This window comes from Neorhizobium sp. P12A (assembly GCF_008365395.1).
In the GTDB taxonomy this organism is placed as follows: Bacteria; Pseudomonadota; Alphaproteobacteria; order Rhizobiales; family Rhizobiaceae; genus Rhizobium.
In genome coordinates this window covers 117310-134222 of record NZ_QOVX01000012.1, presented here as the reverse complement: position 1 = coordinate 134222, position 16913 = coordinate 117310, and the positions used below count along the sequence as shown (strand labels likewise).

The window sequence follows — 16913 nt, the reverse complement described above, 5'->3', positions numbered from 1 at the left end:
TCGATGCGCTTCGGACTTTGAATATTGCGAATGGGGTAGGTCATGAAGAAGTTCGCCGTCGGAACGCTCGTCATTGTCGCGGTGGTTGCGGCGCTCGGTGCATCGATCCACTGGCACTGGATTGACGTGTCCTACCTCGGCCCCAGGCAATCGACGGCGACTCAGCCTGGGGCCGTAGCGGCCGTCCCGGCCGAGGTGGCAACCGCCACGGAAACGGTGGCTACGACCGACATCAATGCCATCGGCACGCTCCAGTCCGATGAGTCGGTGCAGCTAGCGCCGGAAATCGCCGGCCGCATTGCATCAATCCGGTTCGACGAAGGTCAACCGGTCAAGGCCGGCGACACGCTCTTCCGTCTCGACGATACGCTGGCTAAGGCTTCCGAGGAGGAGGCACGGGTCCGGCTCAACCTCGCGACAAGCAACTACCAGCGTACCAGCAACATGGCCAGGAACGGCACGGGCACCGGCCGCGATCTCGATGTCGCGCTTGCCGAACGCAATACTGCGGCGGCTCTCCTGAACTCGCAGCAGGCGCAGCTCGCCAAGCTCGACATCATGGCGCCCTTCGATGGCGTGGTCGGGCTCCGGCGCGTTTCGACCGGCAGCTATGTCGGCATCGGCACCGCACTGGTCAATATCGAGAAGATCGACATGCTCAAGCTCGACTTCAAGGTTCCCGAGGCAAACCTGCAGAACGTCCTGGTCGGCCAGACTGTGGAAATCACCGTCGACGCCATTCCCGGCCGGCAGTTCACAGGCACAATCTATGCCATCGATCCCATGCTCGATGTCAACGGACGCGCGATCAGCATTCGCGCCCGACTGGCCAACGATGATCTAACCCTGAGGCCGGGCCTTTTCGCGCGCATCAGCGTAAAGGGACTGCACGAGCGGAAGGTGGTGACCGTTCCCGAAGCCGCGGTCATCGCGCGCGGGCAGGATCGTTTCATCTGGACTGTCGTCGACGGCAAGGCGCGGGAAACGCGAGTGAAGGTCGGTGCCCGAAAAGTGGGTGTGGTGGAACTTGAAGGCATAGCCGGCGGCACCACCGTTGTAACGGCCGGCCACGCGCGCTTGCGCAATGGAGCGGCTGTGGATGTGGTGAAAAGCAAAATCCCCGAGCAAGCTATATAAGGAGCTGCCAATGGGATTCTCTGAACTTTGTATCCGGCGGCCGGTGTTTGCGACCGTACTCAGCCTCCTGATGCTGCTGGTCGGTGTGGTCTCCTATGATCGGCTAGCAGTTCGCGAGTATCCAAGCATTGACGAGCCCGTGGTCTCTGTCGTCACCTCCTATCCCGGTGCCTCCGCCAGCATCATCGAAAGCCAGGTAACGCAGATCCTTGAAGGGTCGATCGCCGGTATCGAAGGCATCGATGTGCTGGAATCGACCAGTCGCGCGGAATCGAGCCGGATCACCGTCCGCTTCCGCCTCGAGATCAATCCGGACGCTGCCGCAAGCGACGTGCGTGATCGGGTCAGCCGGGTACGACAGCGGTTGCCGGACGAGATTACCGAACCTGTCATTTCCAAGGTGGAGGCGGATGCCCAGCCGGTGATCTTCGTCGTGTTCCGCAATGACCGCATGAGCCCGCTCGAGCTGACCGACTATGTCGACCGCAACATTGTCGATCGCTTCAAGAACGTCACCGGGGTCGCCGACGTGCAGATCTACGGCGAGCGTCGCTATGCGATGCGCATATGGATCGACCGCCAGAGGCTGGCTGCACTCGGGCTGACCGTGCAGGAAATCGAGGATGCGCTCCGGGCGCAGAATGTCGAGATTCCGGCCGGTCGGCTGGAGAGCAGTGACCGTGAGTTCACGGTTCTGTCGAAGACGGCTATCGGCACGGTTGGCGAATTCGAGAATGTAGTCGTCAAGCGCGGCAACGGCTCGCTGGTACGCTTGAGCGAGGTGGCGAGGGTCGAACTGGGCGCGGCCGACGAGCGCCGTGCCGGTCGCTTCAACGGCGACAACGCCATCGTGGTCGGCATCATCAAGCAGGCTGTCGCCAATCCCCTCGACGTGTCAGCAGGCATCAACTCCATACTCCCGGGTATCAACGCCAACCTCCCCGAGGGCATGACCGGCGCTGTGGGCAACGACAATTCGGTGTTCATCGACCAGGCCCTGGGTGCGGTCTATTCGACAATCATCGAGGCCACCGTGCTGGTGGTGATCGTGATCGTCATCTTTCTGCGGTCGCTGCGGGCGTCGATCATCCCGATCGTCACCATTCCGATCTCGCTGATAGCCACCTTCGCTGTCATGTATGCCCTGGGTTTCAGCGTCAACACGCTGACCCTGCTCGCGATCGTCCTTGCCATCGGGCTCGTCGTAGATGATGCCATCGTTGTGCTTGAGAACATCTTCCGGCACATGGAGACGGGCATGAAGCCCATACCGGCCGCGATCAAGGGAACACGGGAGATCGGCTTTGCCGTCATCGCCATGACCCTGACGCTTGCTGCCGTCTACGCACCGGTCGCCTTTGCCGCCGGGCGGACGGGCCGGCTGTTTCTAGAGTTTTCCCTGACGCTCGCCGGCGCGGTCATCGTTTCCGGCTTCGTTGCCCTGACGTTGACACCTATGATGTGCTCGCGACTGCTGAAGCATGAGCAAGCACCTGGGCGCATCTCCTCGTTCATCGAGGACTGGCTGAGCGGCCTCGAGCGCGGTTACCGCCGCTTGCTGGCCGCGTCGCTGAAGGTTCGCACGATCGTTGCCACCGTCGCCATTGTCGTTGCGGCCGGCAGTGCATACTTCTACGCGAATTTGCCCCAGGAACTGGCGCCGGTCGAGGACCGCGGCATCATCCGCATCGTTGGAACGGCACCCGAGGGATCCACGCTTTCCTACACGGAACGCTATTCGAAGCGGGTAGAAGAGCTGCTGAAGCCGATCACCGAGGTCGGCAGTATCCAGACGATTAACGGAATGCCGGAGGTCAACCGCTTCCAGGTCATTGCCCGCCTCAAGGATTGGGACGCGCGTGACAGGCGCCAGCAGGAGCTTGTCGCCGAAATTCTGCCCGCGCTTCGTCGGATCGCCGGCGTCAACGCGTTCGCGAACAATCCTGCCTCGCTCGGCACGTCTAACAATGCGCGCCCGATTGAATTCGTACTGCAGAGTTCCGGTAGCTATGAAGAGCTTGACCAGGTGAGCCGCCGGTTCATGGAGAGTATCACAGAATATCCCGGCCTGACGAATGTCGACAGTGATCTGAAGCTCAACAAACCGGAAATTGCTGTCAACATCGACCGGGAGAAGACTTCGGACCTCGGCATCGATATCTCCGTTGTTGGACGTACCCTCGAGACGCTGCTTGGCGGCCGGCAGGTGACCCGCTTTGAGAACGACGGCGAGCAATACGATGTCTATGTGCAGCTCGCGGCCGAGGACCGCACCTCTCCATCGTCGCTCTCTACGATCTTCCTGAAGTCGCCGAATGGACAGATGATCCAGCTTTCCAACCTCGTCAGTGTCACCGAAACGGTAGCGCCCCAGGAACTGAAGCGCTTCAACCAACTCCGATCGGTAACTGTTTCAGCAAATCTGGCAGCAGGTGTCTCAACCGGCGAAGCGCTGGATTTCATGGAGCGGGCCGCAAGGGAAGTGCTACCCGATACGGTTCAGACCGATATATCCGGTCCAAGCCGCGAATTCCGCGCCTCAGGCCAGAGCCTGACAGTGGTGTTCGTGCTTGCGCTCGGCTTTATCTACCTGGTGCTTGCCGCGCAGTTCGAAAGCTTCAGGGACCCACTCATCATAATGGTGACGGTGCCGCTCTCCATGACCGGAGCACTCGCCGCCCTTTATCTTGCGGGCGGATCGCTGAATGTTTACTCGCAGATCGGGCTGGTCACGCTCGTCGGGCTGATCACCAAGCATGGCATTCTCATCGTTGAGTTTGCAAACAAGCGGCAGGAGGCGGGGTACGATCGGCTCTCCGCGATTGTCGATGCGGCCGCAATGCGACTTCGGCCCATCCTCATGACAACGGGCGCCATGGTGCTTGGCGCCGTTCCACTGGCAATTGCCGAAGGTGCCGGTGCCGAAAGCCGGCAGCAGATCGGTCTGGTCATCGTTGGCGGCATGACGCTCGGCACGCTACTCACCCTGTTCGTCGTTCCAATGGTCTATAGTGTCGCCGGACGCCGGCTTACTGAAGGACAAGTGGTAGCAACGGGGTCGCCTCTTCAACCGCTAGTTTATGAGAAAGTGGCAACAGATCCAGCATCGTCATGGGTGCGCGACTTGCGGAAAAAGTTCTGACCGATTGACTGCTCTTGATGAGATCCGAACGCTGAGCCGCTCTTCAGGCTCGCCAAGCGATTGGAAACGCGACAAGTTGGTTCGGCATCATTGTTTGCGTGTGCTATTCCCGGTTGGACGATGGCAACGAGGGCGTCATTTGCGGCTGACCGTATTCCTGAGTGATTTGCCCGATAGGAAGGCGCCGATATTGTAGGCAATATCACCAGCACGAGCGCGAAAGTTTTCCTCGGCCTGACCGGAATGATGTGGCGTCATGATGATATTGTCGAGTTCCCGAAACGGAAAGCTGCTCGGTTCTCTGACACCATCGACCTTATCGGGATAGTTGTACCAGACATCAACTGCCGCCCCGGCGATGACCCGGGTCAAGAGCGACTGGAAAAGTGCCTCTTCATTAACGATTTCGGCACGACCGACATTGATCAGGAAACCGTCAGGACCGATCAATCGCAGTTGCGCTGGTCCGAGAAGGTCGCGTGTTTCCGACGTCAGTGGGGCGCAGACGACGACGAAACGTGCCTCCTGCAGCAGCCAGGCGAGTTGGTCGGAGCCCCGCACCTCGTCCACGGCCTCAGATACCTCCCCCGCCGCGGCGTTTCGTCTGGTCGCTATGACCCGCATGCCGAACGCTTTTGCCAGCTTCGCGACGGCTGTTCCCATATGTCCAAGTCCAATCAGGCCAATGGTTTGCCCGGCGAGGACGTGATGGGGACGCCGGCTGCTGTCATAAAAGACGGACCGCCAGCGCCCTTGCCGCAGCGCGCTGTCGGCTTGCAGCAAACCTCGGGAGAGTGCAACGACCGACATCATCACATATTCGGAGATCGATTGTTCGTGATGATATGTATTGGTGACGGCAACGTGTTCAGGCAGCGCGTCGATCGCGATCCCGTTCGTCCCCGATGCCGAGCAGACAACCAATTTCAGCGCCTTGGCGCCGGCAACGAGGGAGGCCGGGAGTTTGGAGCCCACGAAAATGTCGGCGTCCGCGATCTCCTGCTCGAGTGCGAGCGGATCACTTGGCGAGGCCACGCACCACTCGGCATCCTCGGCGACGGCCTTGCGGATTTCCGGCATGTATTGTGCGTAGAGAGTATCGGCAAACAATATCTTCATGGTCGGCCTCCGGTACCGGGTCAATCATTGTTCTGGGTTGTCCTCGCCGTTGGCGGCGGGTCAGGGTTGATGCGCGAAAGCAGGTCGTATTTCGCCTTCACGCCGTGCGCACCTGCAATGACGGCCGCTCCCTCGCCGTCATGCATCCGCAGCGACCGGATGAGATTCTTGTGATCGCTGGCAACCCCTGCAAAACGCTCCGGCCCATATTCGTAGCGATGCCATAGTGCAGCGACGAGAACCCAAGTCTGTTCCAGAATGGCGTTGGCCTCGGGATTGCGCCCGATGGCGTTGATCGCCTGGTGGAACTCGTGGTTGACCTGCAGCGCGGAGGCGTAGTCGCGAGCGTCCACATGGGCGATCCGGATGTCCTCTATTTCCGTCAGCCTCGCGACGTCGTCGGCGGTGCAATGGCGGGCGGCAGCTCTCGCCAGAACGGTCTCGATCGCGTTGCGCGTCTCAAAGAGATTCTGCACGAAATCGATGTCCATCCGTCGGACGCGCGTTCCCTGGCCGCGCTGCTTTTCGATGAGACCTTCGCCCAGAAGCCGGCGCAGCGCCTCGCGCACTGGCATATGGCTTGCGCCGTATCGGCTCGCCAAATCATCGATCGTAATGCGCGCGCCGAGCTCCAGGCGTCCGCCGGCGATATCGTCACGCATCAACACGGCAATGTCGGTCAATCGCTTCATGTAAGCGCCTGCGCCTTCTCGCTGCCCGGAAAGAAGCAGGCGACGGGATGGTCGATCCCGCCCCGAGTGACAAGCGTCGGCACCTCTTGTCCGCACTCCGGCTTTGCACGAAAGCATCGCGTTGCAAAGCCGCAGGCTTTCAAGGAGGTTGCAGTATCCGGCGGGTCACCCCTGAGGATGACGGGTTGGCGCTTCGATCTCTCCCAGGGATTTTCCGACGGCACAGCCGATAGCAGCGCTTGAGTATAGGGATGCGCCGGCGCGTTAAAAAGCGCGTCACGCGTGGCCGTCTCGACGATCTTGCCGCGATACATCACCGCCACCCGATCCGCCATATAGCGCACGACGGAGAGATCATGGGAAATGAACAGATAGGACAGTCCGAACTGCTGCTGCAACCTCTTCAGCAGATTGAGCACCTGGGCCTGAACCGAGACATCGAGCGCTGAGACGGGTTCGTCGAGCACGATCAGTTTCGGTTCAAGCGCCAAAGCGCGCGCGATCCCAATTCTCTGGCGTTGCCCCCCGGAAAACTGTGCGGGAAAGCGCTCGGCATGTTGGGCACCGAGCCCGACGCAGGCCAGCAACTCGTGGACGCGCGCCTTCAGGGCCGCTCCGCCGCCTGTCACGCCGTGAATGATCAATGGCTCGGCGATAATATCGAAGATCCGCATGCGTCGATCCAAAGAAGAATAAGGATCCTGAAAGACGATCTGGATATCGCGACAGAGATCTCGCCGGCGCTGATGCGAAATGCCCGCAATGTCCTCCCCCGCCCATACGATCCGGCCCTGCGAGGGCTTGGAGAGTCCAAGCAACATGGCACCGGTCGTCGATTTCCCGCAGCCGGATTCGCCGACGAGCGCCAGCGTCTCACCGCGACCGATCTCGAAATCTACGCCGTCGACTGAACGCACGGTTTTGGTTACGCGGTTCAAGATGCCGCCGCGTGTGATGAAATGCTTCTTCAGCGCCTGAACCGATAAAAGCGGCTCTCTCGGTTGAGGGGAAACGCCACCCTGTTTTAAAGGCTGCCTCGGCGCGATCGTCATACGGCCTGCTCCTGCGGATGGAAGAGTTCGGTGGTCAGCGCCGCCGCGAAATGGCAGGCGCTCGCATGCGATGGCGCAATCTCCGTGAGCGTGGGTTTCGTCTGGGAACAGAGTGATCTGCCCCGCGTCAGCCAACAGCGCGGATGGAAGGCACAGCCGAAAGGCAACCTGGCAAAGTCCGGAGGTTCGCCATCAATCGCCTTCAGTTCCTCGTCCGGCGTCATGCCTGCATGTGGGATACTTTCGAGCAACGAGCGCGTATAGGGATGGCGAGGTTGCCGGAAAACAGCGTCGACGCGCCCGCTCTCCACGATGCGACCTGCATAAAAGACCAGAACCCGGTCGGCATTCTGCGCCACGAGCCCCATGTCATGGGTGATGAGCAGGACTGCCGCGCCGGTCCTGCCGCGGACCTCACGCAGCACGTCCATAACCTGTGCCTGGACTGTGACGTCGAGAGCTGTCGTCGGCTCATCGGCGACGATGATGCGCGGTTTGTTCGCCAGCGCCATGGCGATCAGCACCCGCTGGCGCATACCGCCCGACATCTGATGTGGAAAGGATGACAGACAGTCGCGCGGGGCCGGCACGCCGACCAGGGTCAGCAATTCGGCCGCACGCTGCAGCATGACCGACTTCGACAAGCGGCCCTGGTGGGCGGCAATCGCTTCGACAATCTGTCTTCCGATTGTCACGACCGGATTTAAGGACGACATAGGGTCCTGAAAAATCATGGAGATCTTGTCGCCGCGCAGGCCGCGCTTCTCCGCCTCCGGCAGCGCCGCCATATCCACGCCTTCAAGCAGGATGCTGCCTCGCTTGAGGACGACGGACGGACTCGGCATGAGCGAAAGAAGCGACAGGGCCAGCAGCGACTTGCCGGAGCCCGACTCCCCGACGATCGCGACGGTCTCTCCCGCTTCGACGTCGAAACTGACGTCGTCGACGATGGTGATGGCTTCGGCCTTGGCGGCAATCTCGATCGACAGATCGCGGACGGACAGCACGCTGTTGGGATGCGGGGTCATGCTCGCTATCGCCTCCGCTCGGCAGGATTGAGCAGACGCTGCAAGGCATCGCTCAGTAGATTCAGACCAAGCACGAACAGGAAGAGCATGATACCGGGCGCAAGCGCGTAGAGAGGCGAACTGGACAGATAGTCGCGGCTCTTGCTGAGCATCGATCCCCACGAAGCGGCGGGCGGCTGAACGCCAAGACCGAGAAAGGAAAGCGACGCTTCCATCAGGACGGCCTGGCCAGTCGCCGCGGAAAACTGCGTGATCACTCCGCTCACACTGTTTGGAAGGATGTGGCGCAGGAGAATGCGGGCAGTACTGGCGCCCTGGACGATCGACGCGCGGACATAGTCGAGCTCCCGCTCCTTCAAGACCGCGGCGCGCATCAACCGGGCAAAGACCGGGACGTTGACGATCGCGACAGCAATGCACACCTGGAGGAGGCCGGGCCCGAGAACCGCCACGATGACGATGCCGAGCAATATCCCCGGAACTGCCAGGAGAAAGTCGCAGCTGCGCATGATAAATGCGTCGACGCTTCCGCGCAGAATGCCGCCGATCATTCCCAATGCGATGCCGATACAAGCGCCGGCCGCCACGCTTAGAAAGCCCGCGGCTATAGACACGCGCGTGCCAAAAACAACGCGGCTCAATATGTCGCGTGACAGTTCATCGGTACCAAGCAAATGTCCCATCACGCCCGGTGGCGAAAGCTGGAGATTGGCGAATTGCTCGTTGGGATCGAAGGGGGCGATCCACGTAGCCGCCGCAGCGATAGCGAGCACGAAGACAATCAGCGCAAATCCCGCCGCGCCGGCCGGCTGCGTCAGAAGCTCCCCAAGCCAAGCGATGCGCGCAGCTACCCGCGAGCTTTCGTTTCCGCTCACGTCCATCGTCATTCCGCCGCCTCCCCTTTGACGCGGATGCGTGGATCCAGAAGCCCGTAGATCAGGTCGACAACCAGGTTGAGAACGAGGAAGGCGAAAACGAGCAACACCAGGATCGCCTGCACGACGCCATAGTCGCGATTGGCGATCGATTGGATCAGCAGTCGCCCGATACCGGGCCAGGCAAAGACGGATTCGATCACGACCGCGCCGCCCAGCATCCGCCCCAGAAGAATCCCCAAGATCGTCACGATCGGCACCAGCGAATTTCTGAGGATGTGGCGCCGCAAGAGCTGGAAAGGTCCGATCCCTTTCGCCCTGGCGGTCCGCACATAATCCTCGCCAAGCGTCTCGATGACGGCATTGCGGGTAAACCTTGCAAGTACCGCCGCCCCGTGCAGGGCAAGCGTCAGGCTCGGCATGATCAGGCTCAGTAGGAACTGGATCGGATCATCGAAACCACTGACGAAGCCGCCGGGCGGCAACCAATTCAACGCGACCGCGAAGACCAGGATCGCCACGATGCCGAACCAGAAGTCAGGCGTGGCAATGGCCGCTGCCGTGGCGATGGAAACGACGAGATCGCCGATCTTTCCGCCGTGCATCCCCGCATAGAGGCCAGCCGGCAGACCGATCAGCACCGCAAGCACAAGAGCCGTCGCCGCAATCAGGAGCGAGCAAGGTATTCGGCTGAAGATCAGTTCGGCATTGTCCGTATGATAAATGTAGGACGTGCCAAAATCCCCTTGGACGAAATGTGAAATCCAGGCGACGTATTGAACGGGCAGCGAGCGGTCGAGGCCGTACTCGCTGCGGATGGCGGCGACAACGTCGGGTGTGGCATCAGGGCCTGCTATGACGTCCGCAGCATCGCCCGGCATGGCGCGGACGATCGCGAACATCAGGACGCTGGAGACAAGCAGCATCGGAATCCATTGCAGGATTCGCCGCAATATATAGCCGATCATGACCGTCTCTCCTCGAACCGAGGCAAACCCGCCTTCGACACGGGGACCTAATTCAAAATGGCCTTGTCGAAGACGGGAGAGCCATCGAGCGTAAACTGCAAGCCGTCGAGCTTCGGCGAGGATGCCCAACGCAACGGTTGGGTCGCGAGCGGCAGCACCCAATTGTCGGAAAGCATGAACTCGTCGATGCGTTTCCACGCGGCCGCAGTATCGGCATTCGCGACGGGGCTGGAAACGACGGTTTTGACGTCGTCGGCATATGAGGTCGATTTGACGCCCATCACATTGCCATTCGACCAGAACACGACTGCCGAAAGCAGCAGTGCTGCTGGGCTGCGCCCCGCCCGTCCATAGGAGTGCGACGTCAGCTGGAACTGGCTTTTGCGGAACTGCGCGACGAAAGCCGTGCCCGACAGGTCGGTGATTTTGGCATTGAGCCCGATCTGTGCAAACGAAGACTGCATGATCTGCGCCAGCGTGCCAAGTTCCGGCGCAGACTGGCCGGAGCTTAAGATTTCGGCGGTCGCGCCGTTCGCCCCTGCCTTGTCGATCAGCGCCTTGGCAGCAGTCGGGTCATATTTGCAGCTGTCCTGAAGGCCGGCCGATTCAGCGGTGTCGCGAACCGTCCAGGGAAGGCACTTCACGATCGAGCCGTCACCACCGATTTCGGTCGCGATACGTTGACGATCCAATGAGAGGCTGATGGCCTTGCGGACCTCGGGATTGTCGAAAGGTGGCTTGGCCACGTTGATGCCGACATCGAACGCATAGGCCTCGGCCGATGCGATACCGGTCTTGAAGGTCGATCCGGCAAGCTGTTGGCTGTCCTGGCGGCTGATGCTCGGAAGGAAGTCTATGGCGCCTGCCCGCAGCTGCGCAATGGCCGATTGCGCGTCCGGCAGAACCTTGACCTCGATACGCGGGATTGCCGGCTTCTCGCCCCAGTAATTTTCATTGCGAACGAAGGTCGCGCTCTGGCCCGGCTCATAGGATGCCAGCTTGTAGGGACCCGTACCCGTTCCCTTGGTGTGGATATCCTTGGGGTGTTCGGAATCCAGGACGTAGAGAAGGTCGAGCAGGTCGTAAAGGGCGCGCTGTGACCCGTTGACGTGCAAGACGACCGTTCTGTCATCGGGCGTCTCGACTTTTTCCACCAGCTTCGTGAACGGAAGAATATTGGCCCCGACAGCCGGCGTGCCGGCGTAATCAAGGCTGAAGGCGACGTCCTTGGAGGTCATCTTGCGCCCGTCGGCAAAGGTGGCGTTATCGACGAGATTGAGCGTCAGCGTCTTGCCGTCGGGCGAGAACGTCCACGACTTCGCGAGCTCCGCATGCGGCGTTCCCTTTTCGTCGAGATAGATCAGCGTATTAAACAAGAGGCCATTTGTTACCGCCGTCCCGAGATTAAGGCGCGTCGGATCGAAAGATGAAATGTCCGCCTGCAGGCCGACCCGAAGTACGCTGGCTGCTGCGTGCGCGTTAGTCGGATGGATAAGCAAACCGGCGGAAGCCGCACAGGCGGCCACGACGATTGCGCTACGGAAGAGATTTGCAAAGGACATGTGTGAACTTTCCGATTTTTGGGGAGCCTTACGAGCCGGTCGACGGAGCAAAACAATGGTCATTTCGACGTAAGCCTGTCGACACTGCTGTCGAGCGCGACGCCAAAGCCTGTGCGTCCCGACGCCAGTTGCACATAGCCGTCGCGATCCCTTGGGAGGGTGCCGGCAACAAGCTGGAAAAAGAGCGGCGTTTCGTCGAATTGCTGTTCGAGGAAGTCCGTTTCGCCGGCTGCGGCGCAGATCTCCAAGCTGGCGGCGTGAGCGATCGGTCCGGTCGGATTGTGGGGAGAGAAAGCGATACCGGCGTTGTTCTGCATGTCCGCCATGCGTAACATCTCGACAAGACCACCGGCATATTTCACGTCAGGCATCATGATGTCGTAGGCATCTGCCGCAACAAAAGGCGCAAGTCCATCAAGTCCGAAGATCTTCTCGCCGCCCGCCAGAAGCATTCCTTTCGAATGCGCATAGTCGCGTAGCGACCGAATTGCCGGCAAATATTTGATGTCCTCGTCGATCGGACACTCGAACCAATGCAGCGAAAATTCGGCGCAGGCATCAATCGCCTGGCGCGCCGTTGCTTCGGTGAACCGCCAGTGACAATCGACCATCAGGCGCCGGTCCGGGCCTATGGCATCGCGTACAGCGGCAATGCGCTGAAGACCGCTCTCCAACTTATGAACGAAATCCAAGCCGGCGCAGATCACAGGCGTCATCTCGTCGAAAGGAGCAATCTTGATGGCGTGATGGCCGGCCGCTATGGCCACGCGTGCGCTGTCTGCGAAGCCTTGCGGCGTGCGATCCAGGGTGCGGCGGTTGATATTGGCATAAAGGCCGACCCGATCACGCTTTTCCCCGCCTAAGAGTGCTGCGACGGAGATCCCCTTCCGCCGCGCCAATATGTCGTGAAGCGCCTGGTCTACGGCTGAAATCGCCGCAGCCTCGACGAGGGTTCGCGGCTTGCCCAGCACGCTCAGCGCTTTTACAGGATCAACACGCTCTCGAGCCAGGAAGGCAAGCCGCGATTGCAGCGCCTCCACCACCTGAGCGGACGCTTCGCCCAGCGTTCCCTCGCCATATCCTTCTATTCCGTCTGCATCGGCGATCCGGACGAAGATCCAGCGCGTCTTGGGCGTTACGTCTGCCGTCGTAACCTGGAAGGAAGAAATCAACGCGCCTGTCTCGAATGCCATGGTCTGCCTGCCGCTATGTCGTTAGCGAGAAGCATAAAAACCATGGATTTAATGGTCAACATGACCGTGTTTCGTTTTGTGATCAAAACCAGAAAAGCAGTCCGGTATTAGGGGCGGATAATAGCACCAAATACTCGCATAGGCCCGCAACTCCGAAACTCTATCGAGAGTAGTGGGAAAAAATTTGATCAAAAAAGCCAGTATCACTGAATTCCTGCTATCGCCTGAAATCCTCTTTCAAGGTCAGCCTTGAGATCGGCAACATCCTCAAGGCCGATTTGCAGGCGTACGACGGGACCTTCACTGGGCGCCTCCAATATCCGACGGTCGTCCAGCTCGACGTGGAGCGCAAGGCTTTGAAAGCCACCCCAGGAATATCCAAGGCCAAATAGCGACAGGCCGTCGAGAAAGGCCTGCGCCTTCATTTTGAAATCATCTTTCCGCGAACCTTTTAGAACGAGGGAAAATACGCCGCTCGCGCCCTTGAAGTCGCGTTTCCAGATATCGTGTCCGGGAAAGCTTGGAAGAGCCGGATGAAGAACGCGCGCCACATCCGGCTGCTCCTGAAGCCATTCCGCCAGCGCCAAGGCGCTTCGCTGGTGACGCTCCAGGCGTACGCCCATCGTTCGCAATCCGCGCAGGACCTGATAGGCGTCATCAGGCGTCCCGCACAGGCCGAGCTGCCCGTTCGCCTGCTTCAACCGCCGCCAGTGGCTTTCGTTGGCAGACACGGTTCCCATCAGAATGTCCGCATGCCCGGCCGGATATTTCGTCGAAGCCTGGATCGAGATATCGACTCCGAAGTCCAGCGGCCTGAAATAGAGCGGCGTCGCCCATGTGTTGTCCATGGTCACGACGGCTCTGTGGCGATGCGCTACGGACGTGATAGCCGGTATGTCCTGAATTTCGAACGTATTCGATCCGGGAGCCTCGGTGTGAACGAGCCGCGTGTTGGGCTTGAACAGCTCCTCGATCGCCGCACCGATCGATGGGTCGTAGTAATCAACCTCGACGCCGAAGCGCGCCAGCATCGTGTCGCAGAAATGCCGGACATTGCCGTAAACGGAATCGACGATCAGGGCGTGATCGCCCTTCGCCAGATAAGCGAGAAGCGGCACCGTCACGGCGGCAAGCCCGGAGGGCAGCAGGATGGTGCCCGCGGCTCCTTCTAGCTCATTGATGGCGTCGCAAAGCGCATCCGTCGTCGGCGTACCTCGCGTTGCGTAGGTATATTGCTGCCCATGCTGTTCCATTGTCCCGGCATCGGGGAAGAGCACCGTCGACGCGTGAACGGTCGGCGGATTGATGAAACCGTGATACTCGAACGGATCGTAACCGGCCCTCACCAATTGCGTGTTGGGCCCAATGTTCCGCGGAGATTTGTCGTGGTCGCGCATCCGCTGCTCCTTGTGATCGCGCTGCAACTGAATTGCTCTTAAGGACCCCTAAGGACACTAAGGGCGATCGCCCTGGAAATGCCGCTCTAGAAAAGGCAGATTGTCCTGACCCCAGTAGATCTCATTGTCGTAAATGTAGGTCGGAAAGCCGAAGACGCCGCTTTTACGGGCGCGCACGCGGTCTTCCTGCCATTTGGTCTGCACATCCTGATCCCCCTGGCGTCGGAGAAACGAGGATCCGTCGAAGCCGGCGGCCTCCACGATCGCCCTTCTCACCTCCGGCTTGCCGATGTCCTGCGCCTCGGCCCAGAGCGCATGCTGAAGCAGCCGCACCACCTTAATCCAATCCTCTCCGTCGAGATAAGCGGCGATCACGAATAGCGACGCCGGCGTGGGGTCGCCGATCTGCGGACGATGATCGAGCAGCAATTCCTTGCCTCGCACGCGCGCCCAGCGCCTCAGATCACGCGTCCAGTCGGCGCGGCGGATTTCCGGGCGATTGCGAGAGAAGATGCCACCGTTCTCCTCGAGAACGGTCGTCTGAAACGGCGTGATCTTGGCGTCGTGCTGATAGGACAAATCGACGAACGCATCGAAGCCGATATAGGACCAGGGAGATCCGATCGAGAAAAAGTAGTCAACGGATTTGGTCACGAATGAAGGTCCACCTTGTCCCTGATCGCCGCGGTATCGACAGAGACCGCAGGTTCACCTGCCGCCGTCAGATATCGCTCGCCTGTGTCAGGCAGAACGGCAACGATGATCTTGCCGGCATTTTCCGGCCTTAATGCAAGCTGCGTTGCGGCAAACAGAACCGCCCCCGCCGAGGTGCCGGCGAATATCCCCTCTTCAGCGACGAGCGACTGCGCGGTCTTCCGGGCGTCGGATGTGTTGAGCGCAATCACCTCGTCTGCGATCGTGCTGTCGAAATTGCGGGGCAATTGTTCCCGCGGCACCTCGCTCACCTTGTGAACACCGTCAATTTCGTCGGGATAGGGGTTCACGTCCGTCGGCAACGACGCCTCGGCCGGCTCGGCGATCACCACCTTCAAGCCCGGCTTTTTCGATTTCAGGAAGCCACCGGCACCTGAGATCGTCCCGCCGGTGCCCACGCCGGCGACGAAGATATCCACGGCGCCATCGGTATCGCGCCAGATTTCCGGACCCGTCGTCTCGAAATGGGTTCTCGGATTTGCCGGGTTGGCGAGCTGGTCGGTAAAGAAAGCACCTGGATTTTCCTCCTGAACGCGCAGGCTGATCTTGTCCAATGCTTGCGGGTCGAGGAAGAATTCGTTCTTGACGGTCACGATCTCCGCACCGAAGAGGCGCAGAAGCTTGACCTTGTCCGGGCTGATGTTGTCGCTCAGGTAGAACTTCGTCCGGTAGCCGCGAGAGGCCGCGACGGCGGCAAGGCCGATGCCGGTGTTGCCGCTTGTGACATCGACCAGAAGATCGCCGGGACGGATCTTGCCGGCCTCTTCCGCGTGTTTGACGATCCCCCAGGCGATACGGTCTTTCACACTGCCGGCCGGATTGAAATATTCGATCTTGGCGAGGATCCTCGCGCCCAGCTGCCGGTTTCTGCGATAGTTGTGCAGCTCCAGCAGCGGGGTGTTGCCGATAAGGTCCGAGAAACTGTTGAATATCCTTGTCATCCAGCACTCCGTTCCTTGCGATGTTGGGAATTTGTTGGAGATGATTTCGATACGTCTGCTGCGATTGCCAGCTTCTTCCAGCCAAGTTCGGGGGCGATCAGCGTGGCAAAGTCGTGCAGGATCTGGCGGTATTCCTCCTCTTGGAACTCATAGGGGAGTTCCAGGCGAAACTCCCGGACCTCAGGAAGGATCGGATCGGCAGAAAGCTGCTCCAGGATTTCGTCGGCGGTGCCAACCAGATCGCGGGCAAAAAGCGTGCGCCGCTCGCCTTGTGGCGACAGCGTACGTTGGTGTCGGGCGGCGGCATAGTCGCTGTAGCGACGGCGTGTCGTCTGATCGGCGCTGTCGAACGGGACGATGACGCGGCCAAGCGCGACCCGCCTGCCCGCCCCGCCCGAAGCACGATAGCGCTGCAGCTGCCGCGCCTGGGCAACGAAGAATTCATCAGTCTCTTCGCCCGTCGTCACATTGCCGATCAGGAGGTTGAAACCGTTGGTCCCCGCCCAGCCCGCGGAACGCAGCGAACCGCCGCCATACCAGATGCGGTCGATCAGCCCCGGCGCGTGTGGCTGCAGGCGCGGTCGCTGTGGCCCGAACGGTGTCTTGATGAACGTCGTTTCGTCGCCGAGCGGCCGCCCCTTGAGATTGTCGGCGAAGCGCAGGACACGCTCATGCGAAAAATCGTTCTTCTCCCAATCGCCATCAAAGACGAATGAGCCGATGAGATCGGCGTGAAGCGGCCGTCCGGCGCTCAGGCCCACATTCAGCCGACCCCTCGACAGGACATCGACGGTCGAGAGATCCTCGGCCAGCCGGTAGGGGCTTTCATAGCCGATCGGGATGACGGCGGTCCCGAGCTCGATCTTGGATGTCCGCTGCGAGGCCGCCGCCAGAAAGGCGGCTGCCGAGGAAATTCCGGGCTCAAGATGACGTTGCCGCACCCAGGCGCTGTCAAAGCCGAGCGCCTCGCCATGGGAAAACAACTCAAGCGTCTTTTCCAGTCCGGAGAGCGGGTCGGCCTCGGGATAGTTTCCCGGCGAAAGGAAGCCGATATGTTGGATCGACAGGGGGCTGTTGCTCATTGGCCTCGTCT

At 60.4% G+C, this 16913-nt stretch carries 14 protein-coding genes; 2 read left to right on the top strand and 12 right to left on the bottom strand.

All coding sequences use genetic code 11. The features are described from left to right. The first annotated feature begins 42 nt into the window (after positions 1-42). On the top strand, positions 43-1137 hold the full coding sequence (locus DTW90_RS26150; RefSeq protein WP_149342109.1) for an efflux RND transporter periplasmic adaptor subunit: 1095 nt from the start codon (positions 43-45) through the stop codon (positions 1135-1137). A gap of 10 nt (positions 1138-1147) precedes the next feature. Beyond that, entirely contained in the window at positions 1148-4279 is a 3132-nt protein-coding gene (locus DTW90_RS26145; protein ID WP_149342108.1) for an efflux RND transporter permease subunit, read from the top strand. Between the two features lie 135 nt (positions 4280-4414). Here DTW90_RS26145 and DTW90_RS26140 read toward each other — a convergent pair whose 3' ends face one another. The 12 genes from DTW90_RS26140 to DTW90_RS26085 form a co-directional block, all read right to left on the bottom strand. Further along, positions 4415-5398 carry a 2-hydroxyacid dehydrogenase gene (locus DTW90_RS26140; protein WP_149342106.1) on the bottom strand — a complete coding sequence of 328 codons (984 nt, stop codon included), beginning with the start codon at positions 5396-5398 and terminating at the stop codon, positions 4415-4417. A gap of 20 nt (positions 5399-5418) precedes the next feature. After that, positions 5419-6090 (bottom strand): GntR family transcriptional regulator, encoded by a 672-nt coding sequence (locus DTW90_RS26135; RefSeq protein ID WP_188080051.1) that lies wholly within the window; start codon positions 6088-6090, stop codon positions 5419-5421. Next, positions 6087-7142, bottom strand: coding sequence for an ABC transporter ATP-binding protein (locus tag DTW90_RS26130; protein WP_149342103.1), 1056 nt, complete (start codon positions 7140-7142; stop codon positions 6087-6089). The genes DTW90_RS26135 and DTW90_RS26130 overlap by 4 nt, the downstream gene beginning before the upstream one ends. Then, positions 7139-8170 (bottom strand): ABC transporter ATP-binding protein, encoded by a 1032-nt coding sequence (locus tag DTW90_RS26125; RefSeq protein WP_149342101.1) that lies wholly within the window; start codon positions 8168-8170, stop codon positions 7139-7141. The genes DTW90_RS26130 and DTW90_RS26125 overlap by 4 nt, the downstream gene beginning before the upstream one ends. A gap of 5 nt (positions 8171-8175) precedes the next feature. Then, a complete protein-coding gene (locus tag DTW90_RS26120) occupies positions 8176-9057 on the bottom strand; it encodes an ABC transporter permease (RefSeq protein ID WP_149342100.1) in 882 nt (293 codons plus the stop codon). Continuing rightward, entirely contained in the window at positions 9054-10013 is a 960-nt protein-coding gene (locus DTW90_RS26115; protein ID WP_149342098.1) for an ABC transporter permease, read from the bottom strand. Before DTW90_RS26115 ends, DTW90_RS26120 begins: the two co-directional genes overlap by 4 nt. A 47-nt stretch (positions 10014-10060) precedes the next feature. Then, the gene (locus DTW90_RS26110; protein ID WP_188080050.1) at positions 10061-11575 is read right to left on the bottom strand and encodes an ABC transporter substrate-binding protein; all 1515 of its coding nucleotides are present in this window, start codon (positions 11573-11575) and stop codon (positions 10061-10063) included. A 59-nt stretch (positions 11576-11634) separates the two neighbouring features. Beyond that, positions 11635-12768 (bottom strand): mandelate racemase/muconate lactonizing enzyme family protein, encoded by a 1134-nt coding sequence (locus DTW90_RS26105; protein WP_149342095.1) that lies wholly within the window; start codon positions 12766-12768, stop codon positions 11635-11637. 203 nt (positions 12769-12971) lie between these two features. After that, positions 12972-14165 carry a cystathionine beta-lyase gene (locus DTW90_RS26100; protein WP_149342094.1) on the bottom strand — a complete coding sequence of 398 codons (1194 nt, stop codon included), beginning with the start codon at positions 14163-14165 and terminating at the stop codon, positions 12972-12974. Between the two features lie 57 nt (positions 14166-14222). Next, positions 14223-14819 carry a DsbA family protein gene (locus tag DTW90_RS26095; RefSeq protein ID WP_149342093.1) on the bottom strand — a complete coding sequence of 199 codons (597 nt, stop codon included), beginning with the start codon at positions 14817-14819 and terminating at the stop codon, positions 14223-14225. Then, a complete protein-coding gene (locus DTW90_RS26090; RefSeq protein WP_149342091.1) occupies positions 14816-15820 on the bottom strand; it encodes a cysteine synthase family protein in 1005 nt (334 codons plus the stop codon). Before DTW90_RS26090 ends, DTW90_RS26095 begins: the two co-directional genes overlap by 4 nt. Beyond that, positions 15817-16902: an LLM class flavin-dependent oxidoreductase gene (locus DTW90_RS26085; RefSeq protein ID WP_149342090.1), complete on the bottom strand. Its 1086-nt coding sequence runs from the start codon at positions 16900-16902 to the stop codon at positions 15817-15819. Before DTW90_RS26085 ends, DTW90_RS26090 begins: the two co-directional genes overlap by 4 nt. Positions 16903-16913 lie beyond the last annotated feature (11 nt).

What these genes read in the sequence shown, in the direction of transcription:
- DTW90_RS26145 (WP_149342108.1), top strand. Translation starts at nt 1,148, where the DNA reads ATGGGATTCTCTGAACTTTGTATCCGGCGGCCGGTGTTTGCGACCGTA.
- DTW90_RS26125 (WP_149342101.1), bottom strand. Translation starts at nt 8,170, where the DNA reads ATGACCCCGCATCCCAACAGCGTGCTGTCCGTCCGCGATCTGTCGATC.
- DTW90_RS26110 (WP_188080050.1), bottom strand. Translation starts at nt 11,575, where the DNA reads ATGTCCTTTGCAAATCTCTTCCGTAGCGCAATCGTCGTGGCCGCCTGT.
- DTW90_RS26090 (WP_149342091.1), bottom strand. Translation starts at nt 15,820, where the DNA reads ATGACAAGGATATTCAACAGTTTCTCGGACCTTATCGGCAACACCCCG.
- DTW90_RS26135 (WP_188080051.1), bottom strand. Translation starts at nt 6,090, where the DNA reads ATGAAGCGATTGACCGACATTGCCGTGTTGATGCGTGACGATATCGCC.
- DTW90_RS26150 (WP_149342109.1), top strand. Translation starts at nt 43, where the DNA reads ATGAAGAAGTTCGCCGTCGGAACGCTCGTCATTGTCGCGGTGGTTGCG.
- DTW90_RS26100 (WP_149342094.1), bottom strand. Translation starts at nt 14,165, where the DNA reads ATGCGCGACCACGACAAATCTCCGCGGAACATTGGGCCCAACACGCAA.
- DTW90_RS26105 (WP_149342095.1), bottom strand. Translation starts at nt 12,768, where the DNA reads ATGGCATTCGAGACAGGCGCGTTGATTTCTTCCTTCCAGGTTACGACG.
- DTW90_RS26120 (WP_149342100.1), bottom strand. Translation starts at nt 9,057, where the DNA reads ATGACGATGGACGTGAGCGGAAACGAAAGCTCGCGGGTAGCTGCGCGC.
- DTW90_RS26130 (WP_149342103.1), bottom strand. Translation starts at nt 7,142, where the DNA reads ATGACGATCGCGCCGAGGCAGCCTTTAAAACAGGGTGGCGTTTCCCCT.
- DTW90_RS26140 (WP_149342106.1), bottom strand. Translation starts at nt 5,398, where the DNA reads ATGAAGATATTGTTTGCCGATACTCTCTACGCACAATACATGCCGGAA.
- DTW90_RS26115 (WP_149342098.1), bottom strand. Translation starts at nt 10,013, where the DNA reads ATGATCGGCTATATATTGCGGCGAATCCTGCAATGGATTCCGATGCTG.
- DTW90_RS26085 (WP_149342090.1), bottom strand. Translation starts at nt 16,902, where the DNA reads ATGAGCAACAGCCCCCTGTCGATCCAACATATCGGCTTCCTTTCGCCG.